We start from the raw sequence: 24,992 nt of genomic DNA, 5'->3' as shown, positions 1-24,992 counted from the left end.
TTCATCATGTCTATTTAACTTTTTCAAATAATGATTGTATCGTTTCAAATCGAACGTTGCACAGGCGTAATCACACGACAATTGCGCGATTTTTGCCTTCACTTTTCGCTTGAGCCAGCGCTCGACTCGCTTTTTCGATCAGATCGGATGCATTGGAATGCTCATCTGGCACCATTACTGCACCACCGACACTAACTGTGACGATTCCACTCGGACCGGATGATTCCCTTTGAATCTGGAGAGCCAGCACGTGCTGTCTAATCTCTTCAGCAAGTTCTCCTGCATAATCAGACGTTGTGCTCTTCAATTTTAACATGAATGTGCCTCCACGAAGACGAGAGATCAAGGCATGATGCTGTTCGCTAACCACCGTAAGCACCTCACCGATCCATTGCAGACACAGATCACCTCCTTGAAGGCCATATGCAGCATTATACGAACGGAAATCATCAATATCTATAATGAGCAGTCCCAGACTGCATTTTTCCTGTAAACAGTCATCCCAGTCATCCTGAAGCTGTGACTTGAACACCGTCTGAATTGGCATATCCGTTAACGGATCTGTCGTTAGATAGTTCTGAAGCTGGCTCGTCGTTTCAGTGTAATTGTCCTGTTCATGGTGGGACGCGCCGCTATGCAACAGAACCATCACAGAAGGTTTACCCGCGTGCGTAACAGAAGCAAGTGTAATTTCAAGCAACAATGAGGTACCTGCTGCTGTGGTGAAATATGACTGGCTGGTAATCAAACTTGTGTTATTGTGCTTTAATTCCTCAAAATTCTGTTGTAACGTCACTCTCGTTTGCTCTGGTACAAACGCCCTGAAGTCCTTGCCCATCAGGTTTTTGGAACTCTCGAACCCGAGCAGCTCGGCAGCCTTCGTATTACAGTAGATAATCTGACCGTCAGTCAAAGTAAAGAATGCTACGGGCGAGTAATCCATTAACTGCAAATAACGCTGTTCATTTTGTCGCAAAATACGAGCATTTTGCAGCGCCTGTTCTTCAGCCTGAACCAACTGGTTTTCTGTCTGCCGACGTACAATGGTTTTGAGTAAAGGTAACACGCTCAGCTCTTTGGATGTCCATGGATACGAAGTTGATTTTACAACCTCACGCCACTTTTCGAATGATTTACGAGGGGACAGACGCATGCCATCATCCGTCTTGAGCACCGCTTTGGCTGGGTCACCCGCCCAATCGACAACCTGGACGACCTCAGGTCGGAACCAGAGCATGTAGTTATGCTGTCCAGGCGAAATGGCAACATAAATAACCCCGGAAGCCTTATCCTGATAAGCTTTGGATGTTTCATACTCTGAACTCAGTTTCGACGTGTAATAACTATAATCCTCGGACTTTCCTGCAAGCCAACCTGCCAGTTCACGAATCTGTCCGCTGTTTGGCGTTTCACCATACAACAACAGCTTGTCCTGGTAACAGATCGCCGCTCCGGCAGCATCCATCAGGTTTAACACTGTCTCTTCTTCTCCCTGTAATTCCTCTAGAACTCGGGCAGGACTTGTATTTCCAATAAAAATGTTGGCAATTCGTGAAGCGGCTTCACGTGATTGAATCTCTGCTTGATAATCATCGAGTTGCTGACGCTGGAACAATTCATTCGAGAAGAATGCGCCCAGAAAATTGCACAGATTCCGTACGCGATGGGGTACATATCTGGCCGAATAATGATGGCATGTGATGAGTCCCCACAGTTGATTGTTATGAATGAGAGAGATCGTTACAGTCGCACCTACACCCATATTATGCAAATATTCGATATGAAGAGGAGATACGCTGCGCAGGACCGAAAGACTCAAATTTAGCGGTTTGCCTGTGAGTGGTTGTAGCATAGGCACAATCTCGACGGGTTTATAATTCACATTCACAATGGTTCGCAGCCAATTGCGAAGATACAATTCCCGAGCCTGTTTTGGAATATCCGAAGCCGGATAGTGGTGTCCAAGGAATGGTTCCAGTTCTTGTTCACGCGCTTCAGCAATTACTTTACCATTCCATTGCTCGTCAAACTCATAAATCATGACTCGGTCATAACCGAGCATTTCCTTCACCTGTTCAGCCGCAATCTGACTTGCTTCCACGCGACTATCTGTACTTTTGATCCGACCAAAAAAACGGGATATCCACTCAAAGTCGGTAGTCTCCATGTCCTCTTTTTCATAAAAAGGCTCAATCTCCAGAATAAGCAGCCCTTCGCTTTCATGAAGAACAGAAGAAAAGATCCGGTCTTCACCGGATACCTTAATGGTCAGATCCATGTAATGCAAATCAGAGGTTACAGCTGCATTGAAGCTGCTAGCCAACAGTTTGTGTACATCTTCCTCGCCAATCAGATTTTCCAAAGGCATGCCCAGAACGTCTTCATAGGCAATACCCAGATGGTCCTCCGTATTTTGGCTACACTGAACAATGGTTGGCGTATGACTGGTATTGATGGCCAAAAGAACACCATGAGGTTGAATAAAGCCGGGGATATGAATTGGTTCTTTATCACAGTTATTCAGATCTATCGGATCATTTGTGTATGTTCCCTGATGAAGCAATGTACGGTTCAACAAGTTTTGTTCTTTCTTGGATTTCGGTTCGGCCATGGCCAGGAAAATCCCCTCTCATGATGGTATATAAGTTGAACTAATGATTATTTACATTGCACTACGATGACAGAATAACCTTCCAATCGCTGTTATCCCCAGATTTTATCGATTCCCTTTTCTAAAGGGAAAAATCCGGTTATAAAGGCGCACGCTTCGCTTTTTCAGGTTTTTTCTGTCCTCTCCGTTAGGTGTAAATGTATAAGTTCAACTTATATAGATACCTTTTAATATATGAAAAAAGTCTGCCCTACAGGCGTTCGGGGTGGTGAACCGGCATGTTACTTGTCCTTGTCCGTATTAATCCACTGATCCAGCAGGCGGAACGTCTCCGATGCACTGTGTACCATGTTGTCATGATCTTCTGGCGTGCTGATGGACTGCTGTAGCAACCCCGTAAACTCGCTCCATCTTGTTCTTGTCTCTGAGCCGTAGGCATTGAAATATTCCAATCCACGATCCGCTTCAATGGGCAGGAACTGCGACAAACGTTTGGTCATGATCTGTCCACCGTTCGTGGACCCCTCAATTACATACAGATATCCGAACAAACGGGCAGGTGTTGAAATATCCGGCAGTTCTTTACAGAGCGGAAGTTGAGTAATCTCTTCTTCACTTGCACCAAGATTGCGCAGATCTTTCTCCAGTAGTCCAGCCTTGCCTCTAATCTCGATATCCAATCCCGTACTTCCCCAGAAAGGCTGCTGTACAGCCTGATCCTCCAGCGGTTTGAGGAATCCATAAAACTTTTCTAAATATGTTTTATATTCTTCTATAGTCACAGTTTGATTCATAATGGCTTTTGCATAAGGGTTCTGTTCTACTTGTCTGTGGTAATGAGCTGTCTCGCTCTTCAGACGTTCCATAATAGTTGTTGCTGTCATCGTAGTTATCCCCTTTCACAATCTGTTCTGTTGTTGCATATGAGTGCTTATCCTCAATCGAATCTCAGTATATATTGAAATAGAAACCGTGTTTGTTACAAACAGCTCCATTTAATGCAAAAAAGACTCTATGTAAGTATACTTATTCTTGTTTGAGAAAACTATATGAATCCAACATCTGTACATAGTTAACACTTTTCTTGGTTGTTATCTTAACTGACTGTAATCTGTATGTTTTAGTATTAACCGAAAACCATAAAACTGACCCCTATAATCTGGAAGGCAGTAGATTTCAGATGTCAACATGGTACACTATTTTTATATCCTATTATTGGAGGAATGTATTCTATGGATCTTACAATTCAAGACGTTGTACTTCATCTCTTAGATAACATTGCACTGCCGGAAAACACGGTGGATCAGCTCATTACCGGCTCACTTGATCGTAAGGTCACAGGTATTATCATCGCTTTTATGCCCACACAATATGTGATTGAACAAGCCATACAGCAAGGTGCTAACTTAATTATTGCGCATGAATCTCCGTTCTATAACCATCACAGTCATACGGATTGGCTTGCAAATGATTCGGTTTATATGGACAAAAGAAAGCTGATTGACGAAGCAGGCATTTCCATCTATAGATGTCATGATATCATCCACCGCTTCCAACCGGATGGCATTACCGAAGGACTGATTCAGGCCTTGGGGTGGTCCTCTTATGTGGAACAACGAATAGCGGAAGCAGACATTCTTTCTTTTCCGGAAGGAAGCACCGTTGAAGCTATTGCTCACCATGTGAAAAGTTGCCTGGGGATTGATTATGTACGCGTTGCAGGCAATGCGGAAATAGTCTGTAAACGCGCAGCGGTACTGGTAGGTTTTCGTGGTAATGGACATGTGACGATTCCCTTGATTCAGAACGAGCAAGTGGACCTCATCATTGCTGGAGAAGGATTCGAATGGGAGACACCGGAATATATCCGTGATGCTGTGCAACAGGGCAAATCCAAGGCACTGATCATGATGGGGCATGCAGAGAGCGAGGCTCCGGGAATGAAGCTATTAGCAGACAGGTTGGCAGAACGTTTTCCCGAATTGTCTGTTCGTTTTGTAGGCGAGAAGCCTTTGTATACTGTGATCTAATGATATGAATTTGATGTGTACCGAGAGGATCTAGCTGATTGGTTCTAATCTCATTACCTATCCTACCCCGGAGTTTTGGATACTTACTATGCTCCGGGGACGCTGGGCAGACTCTCGTTTCATTTCTTGGATAGCTAACGAACCTGACACATTCTATTTAGCAAATATTTGCAGATTATTTAAAATAACGAATCGTAGACACCCTATTCCTCCATTCCCCCTGTTTTATAGCCACTTTCTACCCAACATAGCCCATTTAACGTTGCTAAGATTCCTTAGATTTCTCAATTCAATCGAATCAGTACAATAAGGTGTCACTGGTTCGTTAGATTATGATAAAAATTGAGTACTGAGCACATATGCCACGCATCTCTCTTTATACCCCATCTGGATTTTCGGGGTTCTTTATTGTACTCTAGATGCTGTGACTTCAAAGCTCAGGACATTTGTCCTTGGCGTTCAGAGTTAATTTGTCATTTAATAATAGAAGTCGAAGTGATTAAATAAGGAGCGTACATATGAGAGGAATTATTTTTGCACTACTGGGCGGCGCGTGTATCACGCTCCAAGGTGTTGCCAATACTCGGATTAGCACCGACATGGGCACATGGCAGGCCGCTACGATTACACAACTGACAGGATTCATCTTAGCGGCGCTGATCCTGATGTTTGTTAGAGACACCAACCTTCAAGGACTCAAACAAGTAAAACCTATGTACCTGGCTGGAGGTGCTTTTGGTGCCGTCATTATTTTCAGCGAAGTGACAGCAATTCAGCAAATTGGGGTTACATTCACGATCTCGGCCTTGCTCATTGCGCAGCTGTTCCTGACTTTTCTGGTGGATAGCAACGGATGGTTCGGCGTGGTAAAACAAAAGATGAAACTGCCGCAATTTTTGGGCATTGCCTTAATGGTGACTGGTGTCATTATTATGAAACTATAGTTTTTGAAGAAGGATTGGAACATATCGTCGGGGGGGGGGAACAACAGCGTGCAAGAAATCCATAACGAGCAACAATTAATACAATATCTGAAGCAATATCAACTCGAAACTGTATTTCACGAGCCCCTGCGTACACATATGACGTTATGCCACTTTGAGAAGTGTGAACTGATCTGTCGTGAAGGGGAAACTTCCGAATATTTGTACGTGCTAGTCGAAGGTAAAATCAAGATTTTCACCACCTCCGCACAGGACAAAACGCTGGTGCTTTGTTTCAAAACACCGCTTGAAGTTGTCGGTGACATAGAGTATGTCCGTGAAAGCGATATTGTTAATACGGTTCAGGCCGTGTCACCTGTGGTGATGCTTCGCATTCATTATCAATGGCTCGCTGAGCTTGCCAGCGATTATGCACCTTTACTTAAATTTTTGCTCAAAATCATCTCTCACAAATTCTACATTGACTCGAACTTTTCCAATTTCAACCTGATGTATCCCGTTGAGGTTCGTCTAGTCAGCTACCTGCTCTCCATCTCAACAGAAGAAGCGGGTAACGTCGTTCATGAAGAGCTGGATGCGTTCAATCTGACCGACATCGCGAATCTGATCGGCACCAGTTACCGACACCTAAACCGGGTCATCCAGAAGCTCTGTGCAGACGGGTTAATTGAACGACATCAGGGATTGATTATGATCAAGGACCGGGCGGGTCTACGTGAAATAGCAGGTCACAACATTTATGAATAAGGAGTTCGACAACCATGTTAATCACAGGTATTTCGCTTGCGCTACTGGCAGGTGCACTTGTCAGTCTGCAAACGATTTTTAATAGCAAAGTTAATGAACGCACCGGTTCATGGTCCACAACAACGATGGTGCTTTTCACCGGATTCATTGCTTCGTTCCTCATCTCTCTGCTAGTGGAGGGCAAAAATACATTCAGCTTTCAGCATATGCAACCCTGGTATTGGCTCAGTGGAGCCATCGGCGTTGGCGTGGTCTTCTGTCTCGTGCAAGGCATGAAGCTGCTTGGTCCCACGTATGCCATCTCGATCGTGCTGACATCCCAACTAAGCTTTGCTCTATTGTTTGATTCCATGGGATGGCTAGGTCTGGAGCAGATTCCTTTTTCGTGGAATCAGCTGATCGGTGTACTTGTCATTGTTGGTGGAATTGTGTTATTCAAGTTCGGTGGGGGTAAATCGGAAAAATCAGAGCAGTCCCCTGGAACGTTGCAGTCTGACTCATAAACGAACAAAAAAGAGTGTCTGTCCAATCCCGCAGATTGGTCGGACACTCTTTTTATGCAATCAAACCACGTATCGCCTCGTTCTCTTACACGAACTCTACGTTATGGTAGACCTGCTGAACATCTTCAAGGTCCTCAAGCGCATCGATCAGTTTCTCGAACTGAGCTTGTGCATCCTCTGGAAGTTCAATATGGTTTTGCGCCAGCATCGTCAGCTCGGCTACTGTGAACTCAGTAATACCAGCAGCTTTGAATGCTTCTTGTACAGCGTGCTTATAATTGTCTCACTTTTTGTATGAAATTGTATTCGTTTATCATACCAAATTATGAGTACTTTTCACTATAACAGATTACATGTTTATCCTCTTATATGTAGTTATAAACATAAGAGACAACATCAATGAGGCATATCTTTATCTTTAATAATCCGTTTTAGTTCTTCAATGGAATATGCCGGTTTACGTTTATGTAACATAGCGTGGCAGTTCGGACATACAGGACGTAAGTCCCCCACTGGATCAATTTCATATTTTTCATTAATCTCATGCAAAGGCTTCAAATGATGAACATGGATAAAATTCTCACCGATAATTCCGTAAATGTTAACAAAGTTAAATCCACATACTTGACAGCATAATCCATAATGTTCTATACACTTCTTCCTAGCTATTGGATTTCTCTCGTATACATTTACTGATACTTTCTTCACAGAACCTTCAGTATATATCTCGAGTTCATTGACTTCTTCTGCAAGAATTTCTGGATGATTTTCACTTTCATTATCAAAAGACCATATTATTTTAACTGGACTTGTATCAAAATATTTTTTTGCTCTTCCATTTCCTAAAAACAAAAATTTAGGATCATTACTGTCCTCTCTCGCGAATATATATGTGCGCCTCTCTGGATTGATTAGAGATTGTATAGAACTCTGTGTTAATGTACTTTTATTTCTCCCATACCAAATAAGATCATTTCCATCAAACCGATTTGGATGGTCATGTCCAGTTCGCCCTGCGGTTCCCACATTTGCAAAGATGAAAGAATCCTTCTCATATTGAGTATATCCAGTATTCCAATGGCCTTTTTGTTTAGCTTTTGGAACATTTAATTTCTGATATATATCATTCCGCGAATAATACTCTCCCACTATAAATGTTTGTTCTTCTGACATTTGCATTTCATTTTTTGTAGCTAAAGTTTCTTCTATAACTTCAAACCCTAATCGCTTAAGAAAGTTGTTAGTTTCTGCTCCCCCATTAAACCTATCACGACTTAAAGCATGTCCATTAGCAAACCTATTTGCAACACTTATTACATATTTCGGTGGATACAGCCCACCATTATACCTTAAATGATATTTAGTTGATTCTCTCTCTTTTGGTACACCCTCTTTATGTATTGCAGCTATAGCATCTAAAATATTTTGTTTAACTATGTTTTGTGGAATCATTTAATATTAGCTCCTAATCACTTGAAATTCACCCTTAAATCACAACAACATAAACAGTGGCAGCACTATACTAAATACACAAGATGAAATTGAGATTATACAACATTCTTTGTCGTACTATATTTAATCATTTGTGTAATATAAAGATACAGTACAATTAGCACTGCATCAATCTTTGGTCAACTTTATGTAAATTGATAATCTTCTATTCTTCTTCAAGATTTTTATAATCTGGTACAAAGAGCCTACCCTGATGCTCAGGCTTTCGTAGCAAGTCTACATGCCGCTTAATTGTATTCACGTTATTTCTATGTATGAAGAAGTGATTTTTTAGTAAACTGTAAACTGTTATTGAAAATCTCCTCAGCTATTTCTTCGCTTGATTTGTGAGGATATTTCTCCAAAAACATGTAAATAGCTAAATTTTCAGAATTTGTCCATTCAGGTGCTCCAGCCATATAAATACACCTCCACTTTTTTATGAAATCCTTTACCTATCGTATCATTTATGGTTAAAACTGTATATAATTATAGTTACTATTGTGAAAAGGAATGAGAACATGCCAAAGGTGTATATTATTAATACAAATAAATCAAACAACCCCCAAGCTGAAAATGACATGATTAGTAAGATGAAATGTGCCGCTTACTATAGCCCTTGGAAGCATTATATCGACACAATCGAAGCAAACGATATTGTTTATCTCTATAGTAGTGGTGTAGGGATAATTGCAAGAGGGATAGCTACAGGTATTGTTGAAATTGATGATTACAATGGGGAAGAGAATGAAGAACATTATATGCACCTAAATCGATTTGAGAAATTGAATACACCATTAACAGCTGATAAAATCACGAATATACTTACAGAGGCTACAATAGATAAAAAGGAATACAAGATTCAATGGAATCAGACTATGATTCTCATTGCTTATTCACTAGGATTAAAAGTTTGGCAAGTGATCACCAAAAAACACATTTAGGATGTACTGTTTTAACAGAATAAAGGAATGATCGTTAATGACCGAAAACAAGAATGCATCTAAGAAGAAAAGTCTATTGGATGTGGTCGGATCATTAGGACCTATACATGGTGGTATACAAGAACAAACAAAGGGTAACACATTCGATCAAATTAGAAAAGAAGCCATCACTAAGCACTTTCAGGAACAGTATGAAATGCTTAATTCATCCAATGAGAAAAATAATGAGACACAAAAAACACTAATAGCTCAGTGCTAATAGTGTTTTTTGCACAAAGTAAATTATAAGACTATCTAACAAGATTGTTCTTCCACTCTTTCCATGAGTTAGAGTCAATTGGAGTACATGAGTCCGAAAGTTTCACAAACTCTAAAACTGTTCAAAACTAGCAGAAGGATTCTTCTCTGAATATTTAGTAACGCATTGGACCATAGCTTTATATGCCATCAAGTCCAGAACGGAGTATGTTCGTTCTTCAATAAATGTATCTCTTTCCTATGAGTAAATAACTTCATACATATGATTCAAACTCGATTTACTCTGGATAAATGTAATAGCCCTGTCCCAATTCCCTTTTTGCTGAGAAGCAGAATAGTCAACACTATGCTCACTTACTGGTTGTGTTTTATCCTTGGAGATTATAAAAGCATCGATTCCTAAGATGCTCAAGTTATTATCCTTACAGTAAGTAATTAGATCAATCGCATCCGAAAAGCTATATAAATACAGACCACCACGTATTGTTGCTTTGTCTATAATGTTCTTCTTTGAAAGACTCATTTTTTCTCCTTTCTTGGTGAGTAAGGATTTTTATTGTACTATCCGGTTCCCAATCTGGATCGTTTCTGTTACTTACTTGAATAATTAAACCTGATTCATCCTCAACAGTAACATAACTTCCATCTTCGTTAAAACATGCTGCTTCTTTACCATTCGCCTTGTTTTAGCCTCACTAATTTCGTGAGGTTCGTTTACTGTTGATTCAATTCATTCTTCAGTGTATCCTCTTTTTTTTCATTTGTTTGTTTATATTTTCATTTATCTGAATGCATTGATTAGTCGTTTCACTTCATCATCGTCGAAAGTTTTTATAAGAACTTTAGGTTCTCTCATCCATTTCAAACCTAGCACTGGATTTCTCTTTTCAGCGATATCCCCTTCTTCCACAATGAATTTTAAAAATGAACGGATATTTTTTTTGTATTCCATTAATGTAGGTCTCAGATAGCCCTTTCAATTCCAAGTTCATAAGATATGCTTTGATGTGAGAGGTGTTGATTTCTTCTATTTCAACAACTGAAAATTCATTACATAAATAATTCAGAAATACCCTATTGTTATTTCTATATCCTTTTATAGTGGGGATACTATGGTCCTTGATCTCCTAATCTCAAATAACATAAAAAAACTCACTCTTTATATGGATTTTCCCATACAAAAAGTGAGTTTTAATACTGCCCTTAGACATCTTAGATAGGAAAACGTATATCATCATAAAAATCACCAAGCGCTAACAGGTATACCCTCGCTGAGCTATAAAAATGATGAATTCTTAATATTTGTCCTACCCTGACAAGGCTACAATGATGCAATCAAACCACGTATCGCCTCGTTCTCTTACACGAACTCTACGTTATGGTAGACCTGCTGAACATCTTCAAGATCCTCAAGCGCATCGATCAGTTTCTCGAACTGAGCTTGTGCATCCTCTGGAAGTTCAATATGGTTTTGAGCCAGCATCGTCAGCTCGGCTACCGTGAACTCAGTAATACCAGCAGCTTTGAATGCTTCTTGTACAGCGTGGAATTGATCCGGTTCTGCATATACAATCACAGCGTCGTCTTCGTCCACGATATCACGTACATCTACATCTGCTTCAAGCAAAAGTTCCAGTACTTCCTCGGAGTTTTTGCCTTCTATACCGATAACCGCTGTTGGATCAAACATGTAAGCAACAGAACCGCTGACACCCATGTTACCAGCGTTTTTGTTAAACGCAGAGCGCACTTCCGGCGCTGTACGATTTACGTTGTTGGTAAGTGCATCAACGATGACCATCGCACCGTTTGGTCCGAAGCCTTCATAACGCAGCTCTTCATAGTTCTCATCCCCGCTGCCTTTAGCTTTTTCCATCGCACGATCAATAATGGCTTTGGGTACATTATACGTTTTGGCACGTTCCAGCACGACTTTCAGTGCACGGTTCGCTTCCGGGTCCGGTTCGCCCTTCTTGGCAGCTACATAGATCTCAACCCCGAATTTAGCGTAGACCCGGCTCGTGTTTGCATCTTTTGAAGCTTTCTTTTCCTTGATATTATTCCACTTACGACCCATATCGTTTCCGCTCACTTTCAACATGTAATCTGCTTTCTACTATGCCATTATATCTTGTTGAGCGTACTTCAACAAGTTAATACCCACGAAAATATGGGAGTAACTGCGGTGATTATCCATCTCCATTTGAAGATTAGCCTCAGTTTATCCTCTCATAAATCTCTCAGCAGCAACTAACGTTACCTCTATTCACTCCATATATAACAAACAAGAAGCACCCCATAAGGAATGCTTCCGTCCCTAAATCTGTCCTAACTTCGTTCATCTGACCCGGTCAATTAAGCGTGGAATTGTCGACCATCCAACACTTCAGGAACATAGCCCGCACGAATGACAAAGTCTCCGAAATGTTCACCTTCATAGCGCTCTTTGGCATATTGGTTCACCATTGGAGTCAACGTGTCCAGAATCTCGGCTTCCCCAATGTTTTCTTTGTACAGCTTATTCAGACGATGTCCGGTGAAGCTGCCACCAAGATACATATTGTATTTCCCTGGTGCTTTACCGATAAATGAAATCTCCGCCAGCATTGGTCTTGCACATCCGTTCGGGCAACCCGTCATCCGAATGACAATCTCTTCGTCTCTCAGCCCGGCTTCGTCAAGTACAGGCTCCAGTTTATCGATCAGGGACGGCAAGTAACGTTCGGACTCAGCCATCGCAAGACCGCAGGTTGGAAGCGCAACACAAGCCATAGAACTTCTGCGCAGGGCAGAGTAATGTGCTCCATCAGTCAGGTTATACTGCTGAATAAGTGCTTCAATCTTTTTCTTCTTCTGGCTGCTGATATTACCGATGATCAGATTTTGATTGGCAGTCAGACGGAAATCACCCGTATGCACTTTGGCAATTTCACGTAGACCCGTCATGAGCGGATAGCCGTCTACATCTTTTACCCGGCCATTCTGAATGAACAGCGTGTAGTGCCATCTGCCATTATTACCTTTTACCCAACCATATCGATCTCCGTTTGTCTCGAAATGATACGGACGTGCCGCATCCAGTTTCCATCCCAGACGGGTGGTCAGCTCTTCGACAAACCACTCCACACCACGATCATCCAGCGTATATTTGAAACGAGCATGTTTACGAACTGCACGATCTCCATAATCACGTTGAATCATAACTGTTTTCTCTGCAACATCAATCATTTGCTCCGGCGTACAGAAACCAATGACTTTGGACACCTGAGGATAGGTTTTGGCGTCACCATGAGACATCCCCATACCGCCGCCAACGGAAACGTTGAAGCCTTGCAGCTTACCGTTCTCCACAATAGCAATAAAGCCAAGATCCTGTGAATAGACATCCACATCATTGGAAGGCGGTACAGCAATACCGATCTTGAACTTCCGTGGCAAATACACTTTGCCATAGATTGGTTCAACTTCTTCGTCGGAGTCCTGAGAATCAATCACTTTCTCGCCGTCCAGCCATAGCTCATGATAAGCCCGCGTACGAGGGTCCAGATGATTGCTCACCTGACATGCCCACTCATACACTTCAGCATGCACATCAGATTGATTCGGATTCGGGTTACACATCACGTTACGGTTTACGTCACCACATGCAGCCAGTGTGCTTAGCAACGAATCGTTCACTTCGCGAATGGTGTTCTTAAGATCCCACTTCAGTACACCATGCAGTTGGAAAGACTGACGTGTGGTCAGACGAATCGTCTCATTTGCATATTTATGTGCCACTCTGTCCATCATCAACCACTGCTCCGGGGTTACAATCCCACCGGAAGCACGCACACGCAACATGAATTGGTATGCAGGCTCCAGCTTGGATTTGTGACGCTCATTGCGCAGGTCACGGTCATCCTGCATATAACTGCCGTGGTGTTTCATCAGACGGTTGTCGTCCTCTGGAATAGCCCCCGTGATACGATCAGCCAACGTTTCGGTCAGACTTCCGCGCAAGTAATCACTTTTGATCTTTATATCTTCCACATCACTATTCGTGCGCTGTGGGTTAAGTAAGTTATTATAAACCATGCTGCTTTCTCCTCTCGTCTCTGCGGGATGGTGCAATCCGGCTGGGCCGGTTATTAATAGACGTCCCGCTGATAACGTTTCTCCTGCTGCAACCGTGTCAGATATTCCGATGCCTGCTCAGGCGATAAACCGCCTTCTTGTTCAAGAATCGTGGTGAGCGCAGCATGCACATCATGTGCCATTTTTTTCTCGTCGCCACAGATATATACGCTTGCACCTTCCTGAAGCCATTGGTACAGTTCTTTGCTGTGTTCCAGCATACGATGTTGTACATACACTTTCTGTTCCGTATCACGTGAGAAGGCTACATCCATCTTCGTGAGTACACCATCTTTGAGCCAACGTTGCCATTCCGTCTGGTACAAGAAATCGGTGGAGAAATGCTGATCTCCGTAGAACAGCCATGTCTTGCCCTCTGCTCCTGTTTCTTCACGCTCACCAAGGAAAGATCTGAATGGCGCTACACCTGTACCTGGGCCAACCATGATAATCGGTGTATCCGGATTCTCAGGAAGCTTGAAATTCGGGTTATGCTGTATATATACAGGCAGGGTGTTCCCAGCTTCGATTCGTTCAGCCAGATGTACCGAGCATACACCGTAACGTTCTCTGCCACGCGCTTCATAACGTACCGTACGAACGGTAAGATGAACTTCATCCGGGAAAGACTTCGAACTACTCGCTATGGAGTACAGACGTGCCGGAATTTTGCGAAGAACAGCTACGAATTCTGATGCAGGAATCCCTTTCAGATTATAGTCCTGAACCAGATCCAGCAGATCACAGCTATTCATGACCGTGCGGAATTCGGAATCATCTGCGAGTAACGCTGTCAGGCCACTCCCAGGATTCAGTTTCGCAAGTTGTTCTACCACCGGTTTCGTCACCGCTGTAATTTCAAAATAACGCAGCAACGCTTCGTGCACAGATGCCTGATCCCCATTTTTATTTACGGTCACGCGCTCATCGGCATTCCATCCCATGGCTGCAATCAATTCATCAACAAGGCGCGGGTGATTCTCAGGGAATACCCCAAGGCTGTCACCAGGCTCGTAATCCAGGCTGGAGCCTTCCAAAGACAACTCAATATGGCGTGTTTCACGGTCCGATCCTCTGCCATTCAGATTGAGATTCTCCAACACTTCAGCTTTGAATGGGTTCGTGCGATCATATTCGGATTCCCCGCCGCTCACCGCAGCTGTGACAGCCTCAGTGGTTACCGTACTCGCACCAGCAGATGTACTGCTTAAGGATGCCAGTACTTCATTCATCCACTCCGCAGCTGCTTCATCAAAATCAACATCACAGTCCACACGTGGTACAAGGGCTGTACCACCCAATTCCTGCAATCGTTTATCGAAGTCCTTACCTGTCTGACAAAAGAACTCATAGGAGGTATCTCCCAGAGCCAACACCGAGTAACGAAGTCCTTCAAGCTTCGGAGCCCGTTTGCTGTTCAGGAATTCATGCAGCGGAATCGCATTATCTGGTGGTTCGCCTTCGCCATGCGTACTGACGATGATGAGAAGATTTTCAATTTTCTTGAGTCCGTTCGGTTTGAAATCTCCCATCGATGACAACGTTACCTGAAGACCCTGCTCTTCAAGTTTCTTGGCCAGCTTTTTCGATAGGCCACTGGAATTCCCGGTTTGTGAACCGAAGAGCACGGTAACTTCCCGTGATACGGGCGGAGCACTGACAGGTGCAATACCTGTAGTGGGTGCAGCCTGTACCAGGTTAGCTGGAGCCGCTATTGTCGCGCTTGCCTGAATTGCTGCAATATATCCGCTCAACCAAGTACGTTGTCCATCGGTCAATGTAGGAATAAGACGATTAAGCAGTTCAACTTGTTCTTGATTAAAAGGGCTGTTTGTCACTTGAAGTTCCACTGTTTGCCACCTCGCGCATTGCTTCGATTTTAATTCCGACTAAAATCATCACATTAATTTAATTTCTTCTCTCTAAAACCTAACACACCGGGTGTTGAGGGTCAATTTCAATGATTTTATAGCATTTATCAGTTTCGCTGATAAAGGACAAAAAACAACAAAAAACCTCCTTTTCAAAACATGGACGGTTTTGTTTTAATTTTAATTTGGCGGCCAGCTCAAGTTGAAGTTGAAAGTGGAATATAGTCACTAAAATGATCTCCTAGGACTCTGCTTTTATCTCCGTATACTCTGTCCAAGTGATTCTCTCCCCACAGACATATGCGGTCAATGATGTCCTGTAGTGTCAAGCCGTACTCTGTCAGCTCATACTCTACCTTGGGCGGAATCTGAGGATGAATGATCCGATGGATGATTTCATTCTTTTCCAGTTCACGCAGCTGTTGGGTTAGGACCTTCTGGGTAATGCCAGGAATGGCTCTGCGAAGTTCGCTTGTTCGTTTTTTACCTGATATCAGCTGATGCAGAATAAGAATCCTCCATTTTCCACCGACCAGTTCCAGCATCGCCTGCACACCACTCTCATATTTTTTCATTTCTTGTTCCATTTGTACTCCCCCATAATTCACATATATGTATATCCGTTATTAAAAGTAACCGAAGAACCCCAAAGTATCTACAGCACTCTCAGGTGCGTACTTCTCAAGGAGATGTCATGAAACTTATAATAACATTGGTCAGAATGTTTAACCAAAATAAAAAGAAAAAAGGATGGTTACTCCTACATGAAAGTTAAACTGGTCGTTACTCACCCAAGACAAGATTCCCTAACATTTGCCGTGATGAATCGTTTTATAGAAGGTATGCAGGAGAATTCCCATGAAATCGATATCCTCGATCTATATCATGACGGATTCGATCCCCTATATCGTGTAGAAGATGAGAGAGACTGGCAAAATCCCGATAAACAGCATGCCCCTGTGATTCGCAAAGAGCTGGATCGTGTGCTTGCGGCTGATGCCATTGTATTTGTTTTCCCGATCTGGTGGTACAACGTTCCCTCCATGCTCAAAGCTTATCTGGACAAGGTATGGAACATGGGGCTGCTGAACAAGGCAAACTCCAAAAAGGCACTGTGGATTGCACTAGCTGGGGGGACAGAGGCTTCGTTCCATAAATACGACTATTACAACATGATTTCCAATTATCTGAATAATGGGATCGCGGGTTATGCAAGAATGCAGGCATCCCGAGTTGAATTCCTCTATGAAACCATTTCAGAATCCAAAGAACATATCGAAAGCTTGCTGGAGCAAGCATACCAAATCGGCAAACATTACAATTAACAATTCGCAAAAATTACAGATAACATTCATTTAAATCACAGATAACAACTGTAAAACGACATGAATATACTCGTTCGTTGTGTAAATGACTTTTCGCCCATGGCTGGCGTACAATGAAGAAGGCTTACTCCAACCTGTGTCCGAGGTCAAAGTAAGCCTTCTTTTTCACACGCTACGATTCTGGTGTATCATCATTTCTTCCATACCAGTTTGCTCATCATCGCATATAACAACGTAGCCGATTCGGCTCGGGTCGCTTCGGCAAGAGGTTTCACCTCACCGTTGTACCCGTGGGCGATGCCCAGATCCACAAGTAATGCCACACTATCCCTGGCATAGGAGCGAATTTCGGAAACGTCGCGGAAACGAGTAAGGTTATCTGTTGCAGCCGTCTCGGAGTCAACCAGTCCAGCAGCCGCAAGTGCCCTCACTGTCAACGTCATCATCTCTTGACGAGTGATCGTGGACTCTGGCAAGAAGCGCCCGTCACCGGTACCACTGGTGATACCTAGCGAACGCGCAGCTGTAACTGCTTCGTAGTACGGAGCCTTTTCGTTTACATCAGAAAACGCATTCCCGGAAGAAACATTCAAACCCAGCGCAGTCATCAACCATTGCATGTATTGGCCGCGGGTCATCTCCTGTTTTGGATGTAACTGCGTGGAATCACCGCTTAACTCTGCATCAATTACACCTCTGACAGCCAAAGCCTCCATTGCTTTCTTGGCCCACTGCACTTCTGCAAGGTCTGCGAATGTCTGCTCTACAGGCACAACAGCATAATTTCCTGTGAGTGATGTTACGGAAAATACAAGCCGTCCGCTTTTTGGATCGTAGTAACTTTGCGGCAACGGGGTTGCCACACCGTTCGCACCAATGGCAAATGCTACAATCCGATTTTGCTGAGCATTTTGTGATGATTGGTAAGGCAGACGAACTATCAACTCGCTTTCCGATGGCCATGGTTGACCATCCATTTGAAGTTCAAGCTGGACTCCATATTTCGTGCCAAGCTGATCTGCGACTGTTTTTGGTAACTCCGTTCTGACCAATCGGATTGATGCAACCCCATCACCAACGATATCCTGCGTTAACAGTGTCGCAGGAAGCTCCAACATCCCCAGCTCTGTAACAATGTTGAACACATGTGACTCACCCTGATCTATTAACGCAGAGGCAGGCAGAGATACTTCATATGCCGTTGCTCCCGAAACCGGCTTCAGCCGAAGTTCAACCAAGCGCTGACCAGCATCTGTTGAGGGTGCAACTTGAAAAGCCTCTTTAATCGTTGAAACATCTACGTTGGACTGCACTACACCCTTCTGGTCAGACTGTCCCAGCAATTCCAGAACTGAACGGTCTTTCTCAGGTTTAGGCTGTGGTGCAGCATTCTCTGCACTTGGACTTCCACTTCCTGATTGTCCACCATTGTTGCCTGAACCAGGACCATTTCCTGAATTCCCACCGGAATTGCCGCCTGGATTACCGCCCGAACCAGGGTCCGTACCTCCAGGGGAAGGAACAGATGCGAGCACCTTCACCGTCAACGGTACAGTCAGGGCTCTACTATCGTCAGAAGTTCGAGTAATTTCCAACTCCAATGTTACTGTTGTTTCCTTAGATGGTGGGATAATCGTTCCATCGGTTTGAATGACGGACGGTACCGAACTGGAAGCGATCTTCACCGTGAAACCTTGTGGCACGGATGGTATCTTCAGTTTTTTTGCACCTGCGGAAGGCTGTTCCAATGCTGTAATGCTTGTAGCTACATCGACAGCGCTCTGCTGAGCCGTATGCACCTGATAAGCGGAAGATACACCTCTCACGGATTGCCCCGTCGCATCAAAAGCTTCCACTTTGTAATAATATTCCGTGCCGGGGTTCAGTTCACTGTCCGTGTACTCCCGTCCATTGCCGCTATAGACCACCTTGTACTCACCTTGCTCACGATCTGAGCGGTAGAGCTTGTAGCTTGCTGCACCAAGATGAGCATCCCAGTGAAGCGTTGCGCTTGTTGAATCCAACGCATCAGCATTAAGGCCAGCACTATCATTTGCAGGTGGTACAGCGTCAGGTTTAACGATCATAATCCAACTAATCATCGGGTCCTCCGATGCCGTATTACGCACGGTCAACTCTAGCTTGTTGTCCGACACGCTGATGCCTTTGTGGGCTCTAACACTGGCAGGCGTAAAAGTAACTGCACCGGTATTGGTGCCATTGATGATGAAATTTGCTCTGCGCGATGTATTGGTCCACGGATCGTTGAATCCGGCGTACACATCGTATGTCCCGTTTGGCACATCAAATCTATAGGTTAAGTCCGTGCCTTTAGGTGAATTGCTGACATTGCCACCGTTCAGATAACGTACGGTCGAGAATATATCTCCGCCATTTGAACCGGATGACAGTGCATCTGCGCTGGTATACCCCCAATTGCGACCCTCTGCCGGAGCGTACATCTGGTCCGCCGTTCCCGGGTTGGCAAGTGTTCCTTTCATATAGGCACCCATGAGATTGTAATCAGCCGTTTCGTAACCTCCGCTATTCACAAAATATAGTGCATTCTCTGGAATGACGTTTACACGAACCACCTGCTTTTTGTTGTTATATTCCGGTGTCGTTACCTGCAACGTAAGCGGTCCTGGCTTAGCAAAATCTTCTGCCGTCATGGCCCGGTTATCAATCGTCCATACTGCTGGCGTTGATACCAGTGCTCCACCCTCGCGCACATTCAATGTTGTTGGCAGGGATGGTACTTTGCCTAGCGCCACGGCTTCTGGCAACGGATCAGCAATATCTACCTTTCCCATCGAATTCAGCAGATCAGGTGTCCAGCTGTTATACCACTTGATCGCGATATCCGAGCCTATTCCAAACTCAATTGGCAAGAACACGTATTTTGCAGCATCATTCGAGAAGTTGCCACCATTCCACGTATCCCCCACGTAAATGAACTTGCCTTTTTCAGGATCGACCGGAATGACGGAAGTGGTCTGTGTGCCAAATGCCTTGCCTGGATCGGGATCTGTTGGCAACGTACGCACGAACGGATTGGTCTGCGTTGACCATGGGCCAAAGATGTTGTCCGCAACCGTCACTTTGTTTTCGTTAGGGGCCCAGCCGGAAGCTCCGGAAGTCAAAATATAATATTTCCCCTGATACTTGAACATCGCCGGTGCTTCACGTTGCCCTCCCGGGAACACACGCACGTAATCTACGCCGTATTCCGCCTGATAGGTGGAATCTCGTACCGGATTGCCTTTGTCATCCGTTCGTCCTTCCTTATGCCACCCTGTTACGTCACTATAGTCTTCATTCAGTTTGGAGATATAGAGCGTCAGGTTTTCCTCACTGGAGTAGATCAGATAACCGGTACCGTCATCATCCTTAAACAACGTCATGTCACGTGCCATACCCCGGTCGCTTGGGAAATAATCTTTCTCCCCTTCCGGAGCTCTGTCCATCCGGTAACTCTTCTGATACACAAAAGGCCCTGTTGGAGAGTCGCTGATCGCATAACCGGCTCTCGCCTTACCGTAGTTCGCATTATCGTTATAAGGGTCCTTGTCTCCATCCATGTGGGCCCACATCACGTATTTCTTCGTTTTGTCGTTGTAGATGACCTTTGGTCGTTCAATGATCCGTCCTTTGCGAATATCTGCCCAGATATCCACCTTGTCTTCGCGTCCTGCATACAATTCGGAAATCAGTGGGTCATTGTTAAAATCATCCATCGATTGAAGCGTCGTCAGAGCCATGCCCTCGTCAGTCCAGTTCATCAGATCCTTCGATGAATACACACGCACACCAACAGCTGGCCAGCCGCCCTTATGATATTCGCCATACCAGTAATAGGTCTCCGTCTGTTCATCATAGAAAAACCCAGCCCCATGCGCATCAATCGGTTTCCCGTCCAGATCTGGCCACAATTGCCCTGGTGTAATGCTTGTGCGAACTGTGGCAACACCCAACGGTGCGGATGCTGGAGAAGTTACGCCGTCCACGGTCGCCTGGATGATGTAAAAATATCCTGTGCCCATCGTCAGACCGCTATCGTTAAACGTGTTTTCATTGCCACTATAGACCTGCTGATACGTACCCGTAGCACTGGTAGACCTCGAGAGTGTATACGTTACATCAGATCCAGCAAGGGCATTCCACCCCAGAGAGATTGAAGTATCCGTCACAGCTGTGGCAGCAAACTCTGCAGGAGAGTCAATGGAGTACGTAGTAGCTTCTGCAACGGAGAATGCTGACTCACCAGCTGCATTAAAGGCCGTCACACGATAGCTGTAGCGGGTGCCCGGCTCAAGTGCAATATCCGTGAATATGAGCCCTTTCCCTTCGTATATCTGCTCATACTGGTCACTGCCAGCTTCGGCCCGAACCACGCGATAACCCGTTGACTTGTCCACGGCGGACCAAGATAGCTTCACGCTCGTTGCGTTGAGTGCTTCGGCCTTTAATTCGCCAGGAGCCTGTGGTGCCGCCGCAGTCGTCCGAACTTCCAGCGGAGCAGTCCATAATGATTCGGTTAGGCCTCCGTATTCATAAGCCAGCTTGTAATAATACACCGTATCCCCGCTCAATCCTTCATCCGTGTGTCCCAAAGTCCCGGTATTGGTTACCAGAGAATAACCGCCTTCAGGCGTAGAGGAACGGTACAAGCGGTAGGTTGATGCACTCGCGATTTCAGACCATTGCAATGAAACCGAAGACGCCGTCTGCTCAGCGATGGAGAGCTGAACATCGTTCCCAAGCGGTTGCTCGGCAATGATCACGTCATCTGCATGTACCGACTGCCACTTATTCCGAATGCCCACGGTACCTGACCCGTATGTAGGATCGACCAGATCAAATACCAACCGATCGGAGCCGTTTTCCACGATATACCCGCGAATGGTCGTACCTGATAACACTACTTTGAGTGTGTACCATGTATTTTTGGCAAACGCATAGTCCACCGTTTTCAAAGTAGTATCTGTTCCGTTCACACGTTTGGAGAAAACGAGTTTATTATTGGGGACCTGCATTTGAAAATAGTAAAAGTTGCTCTTATCCTGAAACCGCGGCAATATTCCCGGATACCCCTGACCAGCTCCCGTATAAAAGCGCATGGACACGGTCATGTCCGACATGGAGTCTCCAGTAGAGATGATGCCTTCATTGGTATCGCTCTGGAAAAGCGTGAAGTTGGACGCATCTGTCGGGTCAGCGAATACTTCCCAGTTGCCTGTGCTTACGTTCCATGCGGGTGATTCCGTGAAATTCCCATCCGAAAAATCGTCCTGCAACAACGTGGCGGGTATACTGTTCAGATCGGCATACGCCTTACTAGGCAGCATCAACGGTCCCGAAGACAGCACAAGTGTTGCAGATAACATAAATATCATGGGTTTCCTGAGTTTATCCAATGTTCATTCTCTCCTTTGGCGTGAAAGATGAAAGCATGGTTCATGAAGGCACGGTGTTGTTGTTCAGGCTATCCTCAGCAGCCGGCGGTCAGTACAAAGCGTGCTCCACCTCCTTATTTTAATGAAACCGGTTTCATTGGAGCGCAAAAAAAGACCCGTCTCCCTTCTAAGTGCAATGATACCCATACGGAATACCGTTTCTTACTTGCCCCTATGCAGTGAAACAGGTTTTTAATATATAAATGTAATCGCTTTCTTGAATTATATTATTGCCTTATTCCAGCTGTCAACTGTGAATTGGGCTCAAACATTTTTCGTTAAAACCACGCAAAAAAGGCGCGAGTTCTGCCTGTTTTGCAAGCAAAATTCGCGCCTTTTCTCACGCTTCGAGCTTATTCGCAAGCTCGAAGCGTGATTCGTAATCAAAAGCGGACTTTTTGAACAACCTCTGTTTAGAATACTTTTGTTGTCCACGACTCACAGTTCCAAGTCTCCGTAACTACATCGCGGTAGAATTCCGGTTCGTGGGAGATTAGAAGAATACTGCCTTTGTAAGCCTTGAGCGCACGTTTCAACTCTTCCTTGGCATCAACGTCCAGATGGTTCGTCGGCTCATCGAGCACAAGCAGGTTGGTTTCATTATTGATTAGCTTACAGAGACGCACTTTGGCTTTCTCGCCACCACTTAGTACAGCTACCTTGCTCTCAATGTGTTTTGTAGTCAAACCACATTTTGCAAGTGCAGCACGCACCTCGAATTGGGTATAGGAAGGGAACTCCTGCCAGATCTCTTCAATACACGTATTGTAGTTGGCATCCTTCATCTCTTGCTGGAAGTAACCAATCTCCAGATGTTCACCGCGTTGAACGGTTCCTTCCAGAGCTTGAATTTCACCCAGAATACTGCGCATCAGGGTTGTTTTACCGATTCCGTTCGCACCAACAAGGGCGATCTTCTGCCCACGCTCCATACGCAGATCCAGTGGTCTGGACAACGGTTCGTTGTATCCAATTACAAGACCTTTGGTTTCGAAAATGAGCTTGCCGGATGTTCTTGCATCACGGAAGTTGAACTGCGGTTTCGGTTTCTCCTTGGCGATCTCAATGACATCCATCTTGTCGAGTTTCTTCTGTCTGGACATCGCCATATTACGTGTAGCTACACTTGCTTTGTTACGCGCTACAAAATCCTTGAGGTCAGCAATCTCTTGTTGTTGGCGCTTGTACGCCGATTCCAGCTGCTGTTTTCTCATCTCATGCACTTCCTGGAAATGATCATAATCGCCAACATAACGAGTTAGATTCTGGTTCTCCATGTGATAGATCAAGTTGATTACACTGTTCAGGAACGGAATATCGTGAGAAATGAGGATAAATGCATTCTCATATTCCTGCAAATAACGTTTCAGCCATTCGATATGCAATTCATCCAAATAGTTCGTAGGCTCATCGAGGAGCAAAATATCGGGTTTTTCCAGCAGCAGCTTGGCAAGCAGTACTTTGGTACGCTGTCCACCACTCAGGTCATTGACGTCTTTATCCAGACCGATATCCGTCAGACCCAGACCACGTGCGGTTTCATCCACTTTGGCATCGATCATGTAGAAATCCTGGTTTGTCAATGTATCCTGAATCGTACCCACATCTTCAAGAAGTTGTTCAAGTTCCTCCGGGGTAACATCGCCCATTTTGCCATACATATCATTCATTTCCTGTTCCATGTCGAACAAATACTGGAACGCGCCGCGAAGTACGTCACGGATCGATTGGCCTTTATTCAATACAGCATGCTGGTCCAGATAACCAACACGCATCCGTTTGGACCACTCCACCTTGCCTTCATCCGGCTGAAGTTTTCCTGTAATAATGTTCATGAAGGTGGATTTACCTTCACCATTGGCCCCGATCAGACCAATATGTTCGCCCTTCAACAGGCGGAATGAAACGTCGTTAAAGATAGCACGGTCACCAAAACCGTGACTTAATTTTTCTACATTTAATATGCTCATTCATGACACCTTTTCTATATAGACTTAATTCTTTGTATATTATAAGCGTTATATCCTGCACAACTCAACGCCATATTCAAAAATATTGCACCTTTTTGTCTGAAATTTGCCTTATATGAAAGTATGGGGTAAAATTTTGCCTTAACGAATTACTACTATATAGAACGGAGCTCTTCGAAGAGCATCAGGTGAACAATATGATTGAAGTGAAACAATCCAAGTTGGGTGATGGTAGTGAGTTTAACCGCGGGGTATTTGCTACCGTTGATATTGCCAAAGGAACGCTTATCCATCAGGCACCCGTTGTGCCTTACCCAAATGAAGATCATGAGCATGTCGAAAAAACGATTTTGGAAGATTACGTGTTCGAATACGGGGCGAATCATACCGCAATTCTGCTCGGTTACGGCAGTCTGATTAACCACTCCTATGAACCTAACGCTACCTATGATATCAATTTTGATAACCACACCTTTGACTTCTACGCTTATACAGACATCAAAGCTGGCGAAGAAATCGTGATCAATTATAACGGTGAGGAAGACAGCATGGACCCGTTATGGTTCCTGGATGATTACGAGGAGCGTATGCTTGAGTTCAATAAGTCCAATGATGATGAGGGTGAAAAAGAGACCGAACCCCAGTCCCTGGATACGGACACGAGTAAATAAACGTTAAACTCAAGTAAAGTTTGCAAGCACTCTGTTGTATGTGCGAAAAGAACTC

General features: G+C 44.4%; 20 protein-coding genes and 1 pseudogene. 8 read left to right on the top strand and 13 right to left on the bottom strand.

Annotation, left to right across the window (positions count from 1 at the left end; all coding sequences use genetic code 11):
* Positions 1–70: 70 nt before the first annotated feature.
* Both V6669_RS13625 and V6669_RS13620 read right to left on the bottom strand, forming a co-directional pair.
* Positions 71–2,611, bottom strand: coding sequence for a diguanylate cyclase (locus tag V6669_RS13625; RefSeq protein WP_338594347.1), 2,541 nt, complete (start codon positions 2,609–2,611; stop codon positions 71–73).
* Positions 2,612–2,892: 281 nt separating this feature from the next.
* On the bottom strand, positions 2,893–3,495 hold the full coding sequence (locus tag V6669_RS13620; RefSeq protein ID WP_338594345.1) for a biliverdin-producing heme oxygenase: 603 nt from the start codon (positions 3,493–3,495) through the stop codon (positions 2,893–2,895).
* Between the two features lie 348 nt (positions 3,496–3,843).
* Between V6669_RS13620 and V6669_RS13615 the strand changes: the two genes are divergently transcribed.
* The 4 genes from V6669_RS13615 to V6669_RS13600 all read left to right on the top strand — a co-directional run bounded on the left by V6669_RS13615 (position 3,844) and on the right by V6669_RS13600 (position 6,835).
* Complete coding sequence (locus V6669_RS13615; protein WP_338594344.1) at positions 3,844–4,641, top strand: Nif3-like dinuclear metal center hexameric protein; 798 nt, start codon at positions 3,844–3,846, stop codon at positions 4,639–4,641.
* A 518-nt stretch (positions 4,642–5,159) separates the two neighbouring features.
* Complete coding sequence (locus tag V6669_RS13610; RefSeq protein WP_036608521.1) at positions 5,160–5,585, top strand: DMT family transporter; 426 nt, start codon at positions 5,160–5,162, stop codon at positions 5,583–5,585.
* A 48-nt stretch (positions 5,586–5,633) separates the two neighbouring features.
* A complete protein-coding gene (locus tag V6669_RS13605) occupies positions 5,634–6,332 on the top strand; it encodes a cyclic nucleotide-binding domain-containing protein (protein WP_047842749.1) in 699 nt (232 codons plus the stop codon).
* Between the two features lie 14 nt (positions 6,333–6,346).
* Positions 6,347–6,835 (top strand): DMT family transporter, encoded by a 489-nt coding sequence (locus tag V6669_RS13600; RefSeq protein ID WP_338594342.1) that lies wholly within the window; start codon positions 6,347–6,349, stop codon positions 6,833–6,835.
* 85 nt (positions 6,836–6,920) lie between these two features.
* Here V6669_RS13600 and V6669_RS13595 read toward each other — a convergent pair.
* From V6669_RS13595 to V6669_RS13585, 3 genes and pseudogenes are all read right to left on the bottom strand, one after another.
* A pseudogene (locus V6669_RS13595) lies at positions 6,921–7,106 on the bottom strand (YebC/PmpR family DNA-binding transcriptional regulator); the annotation flags it as partial.
* 125 nt (positions 7,107–7,231) lie between these two features.
* Positions 7,232–8,287: a DUF3427 domain-containing protein gene (locus V6669_RS13590; RefSeq protein ID WP_338594341.1), complete on the bottom strand. Its 1,056-nt coding sequence runs from the start codon at positions 8,285–8,287 to the stop codon at positions 7,232–7,234.
* A 308-nt stretch (positions 8,288–8,595) separates the two neighbouring features.
* A complete protein-coding gene (locus V6669_RS13585) occupies positions 8,596–8,745 on the bottom strand; it encodes a hypothetical protein (RefSeq protein WP_338594339.1) in 150 nt (49 codons plus the stop codon).
* Positions 8,746–8,847: 102 nt separating this feature from the next.
* Between V6669_RS13585 and V6669_RS13580 the strand changes: the two genes are divergently transcribed.
* Together V6669_RS13580 and V6669_RS13575 are read left to right on the top strand one after the other, a co-directional pair.
* Entirely contained in the window at positions 8,848–9,270 is a 423-nt protein-coding gene (locus tag V6669_RS13580; RefSeq protein ID WP_338594338.1) for a hypothetical protein, read from the top strand.
* A 37-nt stretch (positions 9,271–9,307) separates the two neighbouring features.
* Positions 9,308–9,529 (top strand): hypothetical protein, encoded by a 222-nt coding sequence (locus tag V6669_RS13575; RefSeq protein ID WP_338594336.1) that lies wholly within the window; start codon positions 9,308–9,310, stop codon positions 9,527–9,529.
* Between the two features lie 237 nt (positions 9,530–9,766).
* Here the strand turns inward: V6669_RS13575 and V6669_RS13570 are convergent, their stop codons facing one another.
* From V6669_RS13570 to V6669_RS13545, 6 genes are all read right to left on the bottom strand, one after another.
* A complete protein-coding gene (locus V6669_RS13570; protein ID WP_338594335.1) occupies positions 9,767–10,051 on the bottom strand; it encodes a hypothetical protein in 285 nt (94 codons plus the stop codon).
* Between the two features lie 258 nt (positions 10,052–10,309).
* Positions 10,310–10,480, bottom strand: a complete 171-nt coding sequence (locus tag V6669_RS13565) for a hypothetical protein (RefSeq protein WP_338594333.1) — start codon at positions 10,478–10,480, stop codon at positions 10,310–10,312.
* A 408-nt stretch (positions 10,481–10,888) separates the two neighbouring features.
* Positions 10,889–11,605: a YebC/PmpR family DNA-binding transcriptional regulator gene (locus V6669_RS13560; RefSeq protein ID WP_036608916.1), complete on the bottom strand. Its 717-nt coding sequence runs from the start codon at positions 11,603–11,605 to the stop codon at positions 10,889–10,891.
* Positions 11,606–11,883: 278 nt separating this feature from the next.
* A complete protein-coding gene (gene cysI, locus V6669_RS13555; RefSeq protein WP_338594332.1) occupies positions 11,884–13,605 on the bottom strand; it encodes an assimilatory sulfite reductase (NADPH) hemoprotein subunit in 1,722 nt (573 codons plus the stop codon).
* 53 nt (positions 13,606–13,658) lie between these two features.
* Positions 13,659–15,494 (bottom strand): assimilatory sulfite reductase (NADPH) flavoprotein subunit, encoded by a 1,836-nt coding sequence (locus V6669_RS13550; protein ID WP_338594331.1) that lies wholly within the window; start codon positions 15,492–15,494, stop codon positions 13,659–13,661.
* Between the two features lie 218 nt (positions 15,495–15,712).
* Positions 15,713–16,102 carry a winged helix-turn-helix transcriptional regulator gene (locus V6669_RS13545; protein ID WP_280523071.1) on the bottom strand — a complete coding sequence of 130 codons (390 nt, stop codon included), beginning with the start codon at positions 16,100–16,102 and terminating at the stop codon, positions 15,713–15,715.
* Between the two features lie 177 nt (positions 16,103–16,279).
* Between V6669_RS13545 and V6669_RS13540 the strand changes: the two genes are divergently transcribed.
* Entirely contained in the window at positions 16,280–16,840 is a 561-nt protein-coding gene (locus V6669_RS13540) for an NAD(P)H oxidoreductase (RefSeq protein ID WP_338594328.1), read from the top strand.
* Positions 16,841–17,031: 191 nt separating this feature from the next.
* Here V6669_RS13540 and V6669_RS13535 read toward each other — a convergent pair whose 3' ends face one another.
* Both V6669_RS13535 and V6669_RS13530 read right to left on the bottom strand, forming a co-directional pair.
* Positions 17,032–22,257 (bottom strand): S-layer homology domain-containing protein, encoded by a 5,226-nt coding sequence (locus V6669_RS13535; RefSeq protein WP_338594327.1) that lies wholly within the window; start codon positions 22,255–22,257, stop codon positions 17,032–17,034.
* A gap of 452 nt (positions 22,258–22,709) precedes the next feature.
* Entirely contained in the window at positions 22,710–24,266 is a 1,557-nt protein-coding gene (locus tag V6669_RS13530) for an ABC-F family ATP-binding cassette domain-containing protein (protein ID WP_017688769.1), read from the bottom strand.
* Positions 24,267–24,463: 197 nt separating this feature from the next.
* On the opposite strand from V6669_RS13530, the gene V6669_RS13525 reads away from it, so the two are divergent.
* Complete coding sequence (locus V6669_RS13525) at positions 24,464–24,937, top strand: SET domain-containing protein (RefSeq protein WP_338594325.1); 474 nt, start codon at positions 24,464–24,466, stop codon at positions 24,935–24,937.
* The last annotated feature ends 55 nt before the right edge of the window (positions 24,938–24,992 follow it).

The organism is Paenibacillus sp. Y5S-9, from assembly GCF_036894235.1.
Lineage (GTDB): Bacteria > Bacillota > Bacilli > Paenibacillales > Paenibacillaceae > Paenibacillus.
Note: the sequence above shows the minus strand (reverse complement) of the source record. Positions and strands in the feature narration are given on the sequence as shown.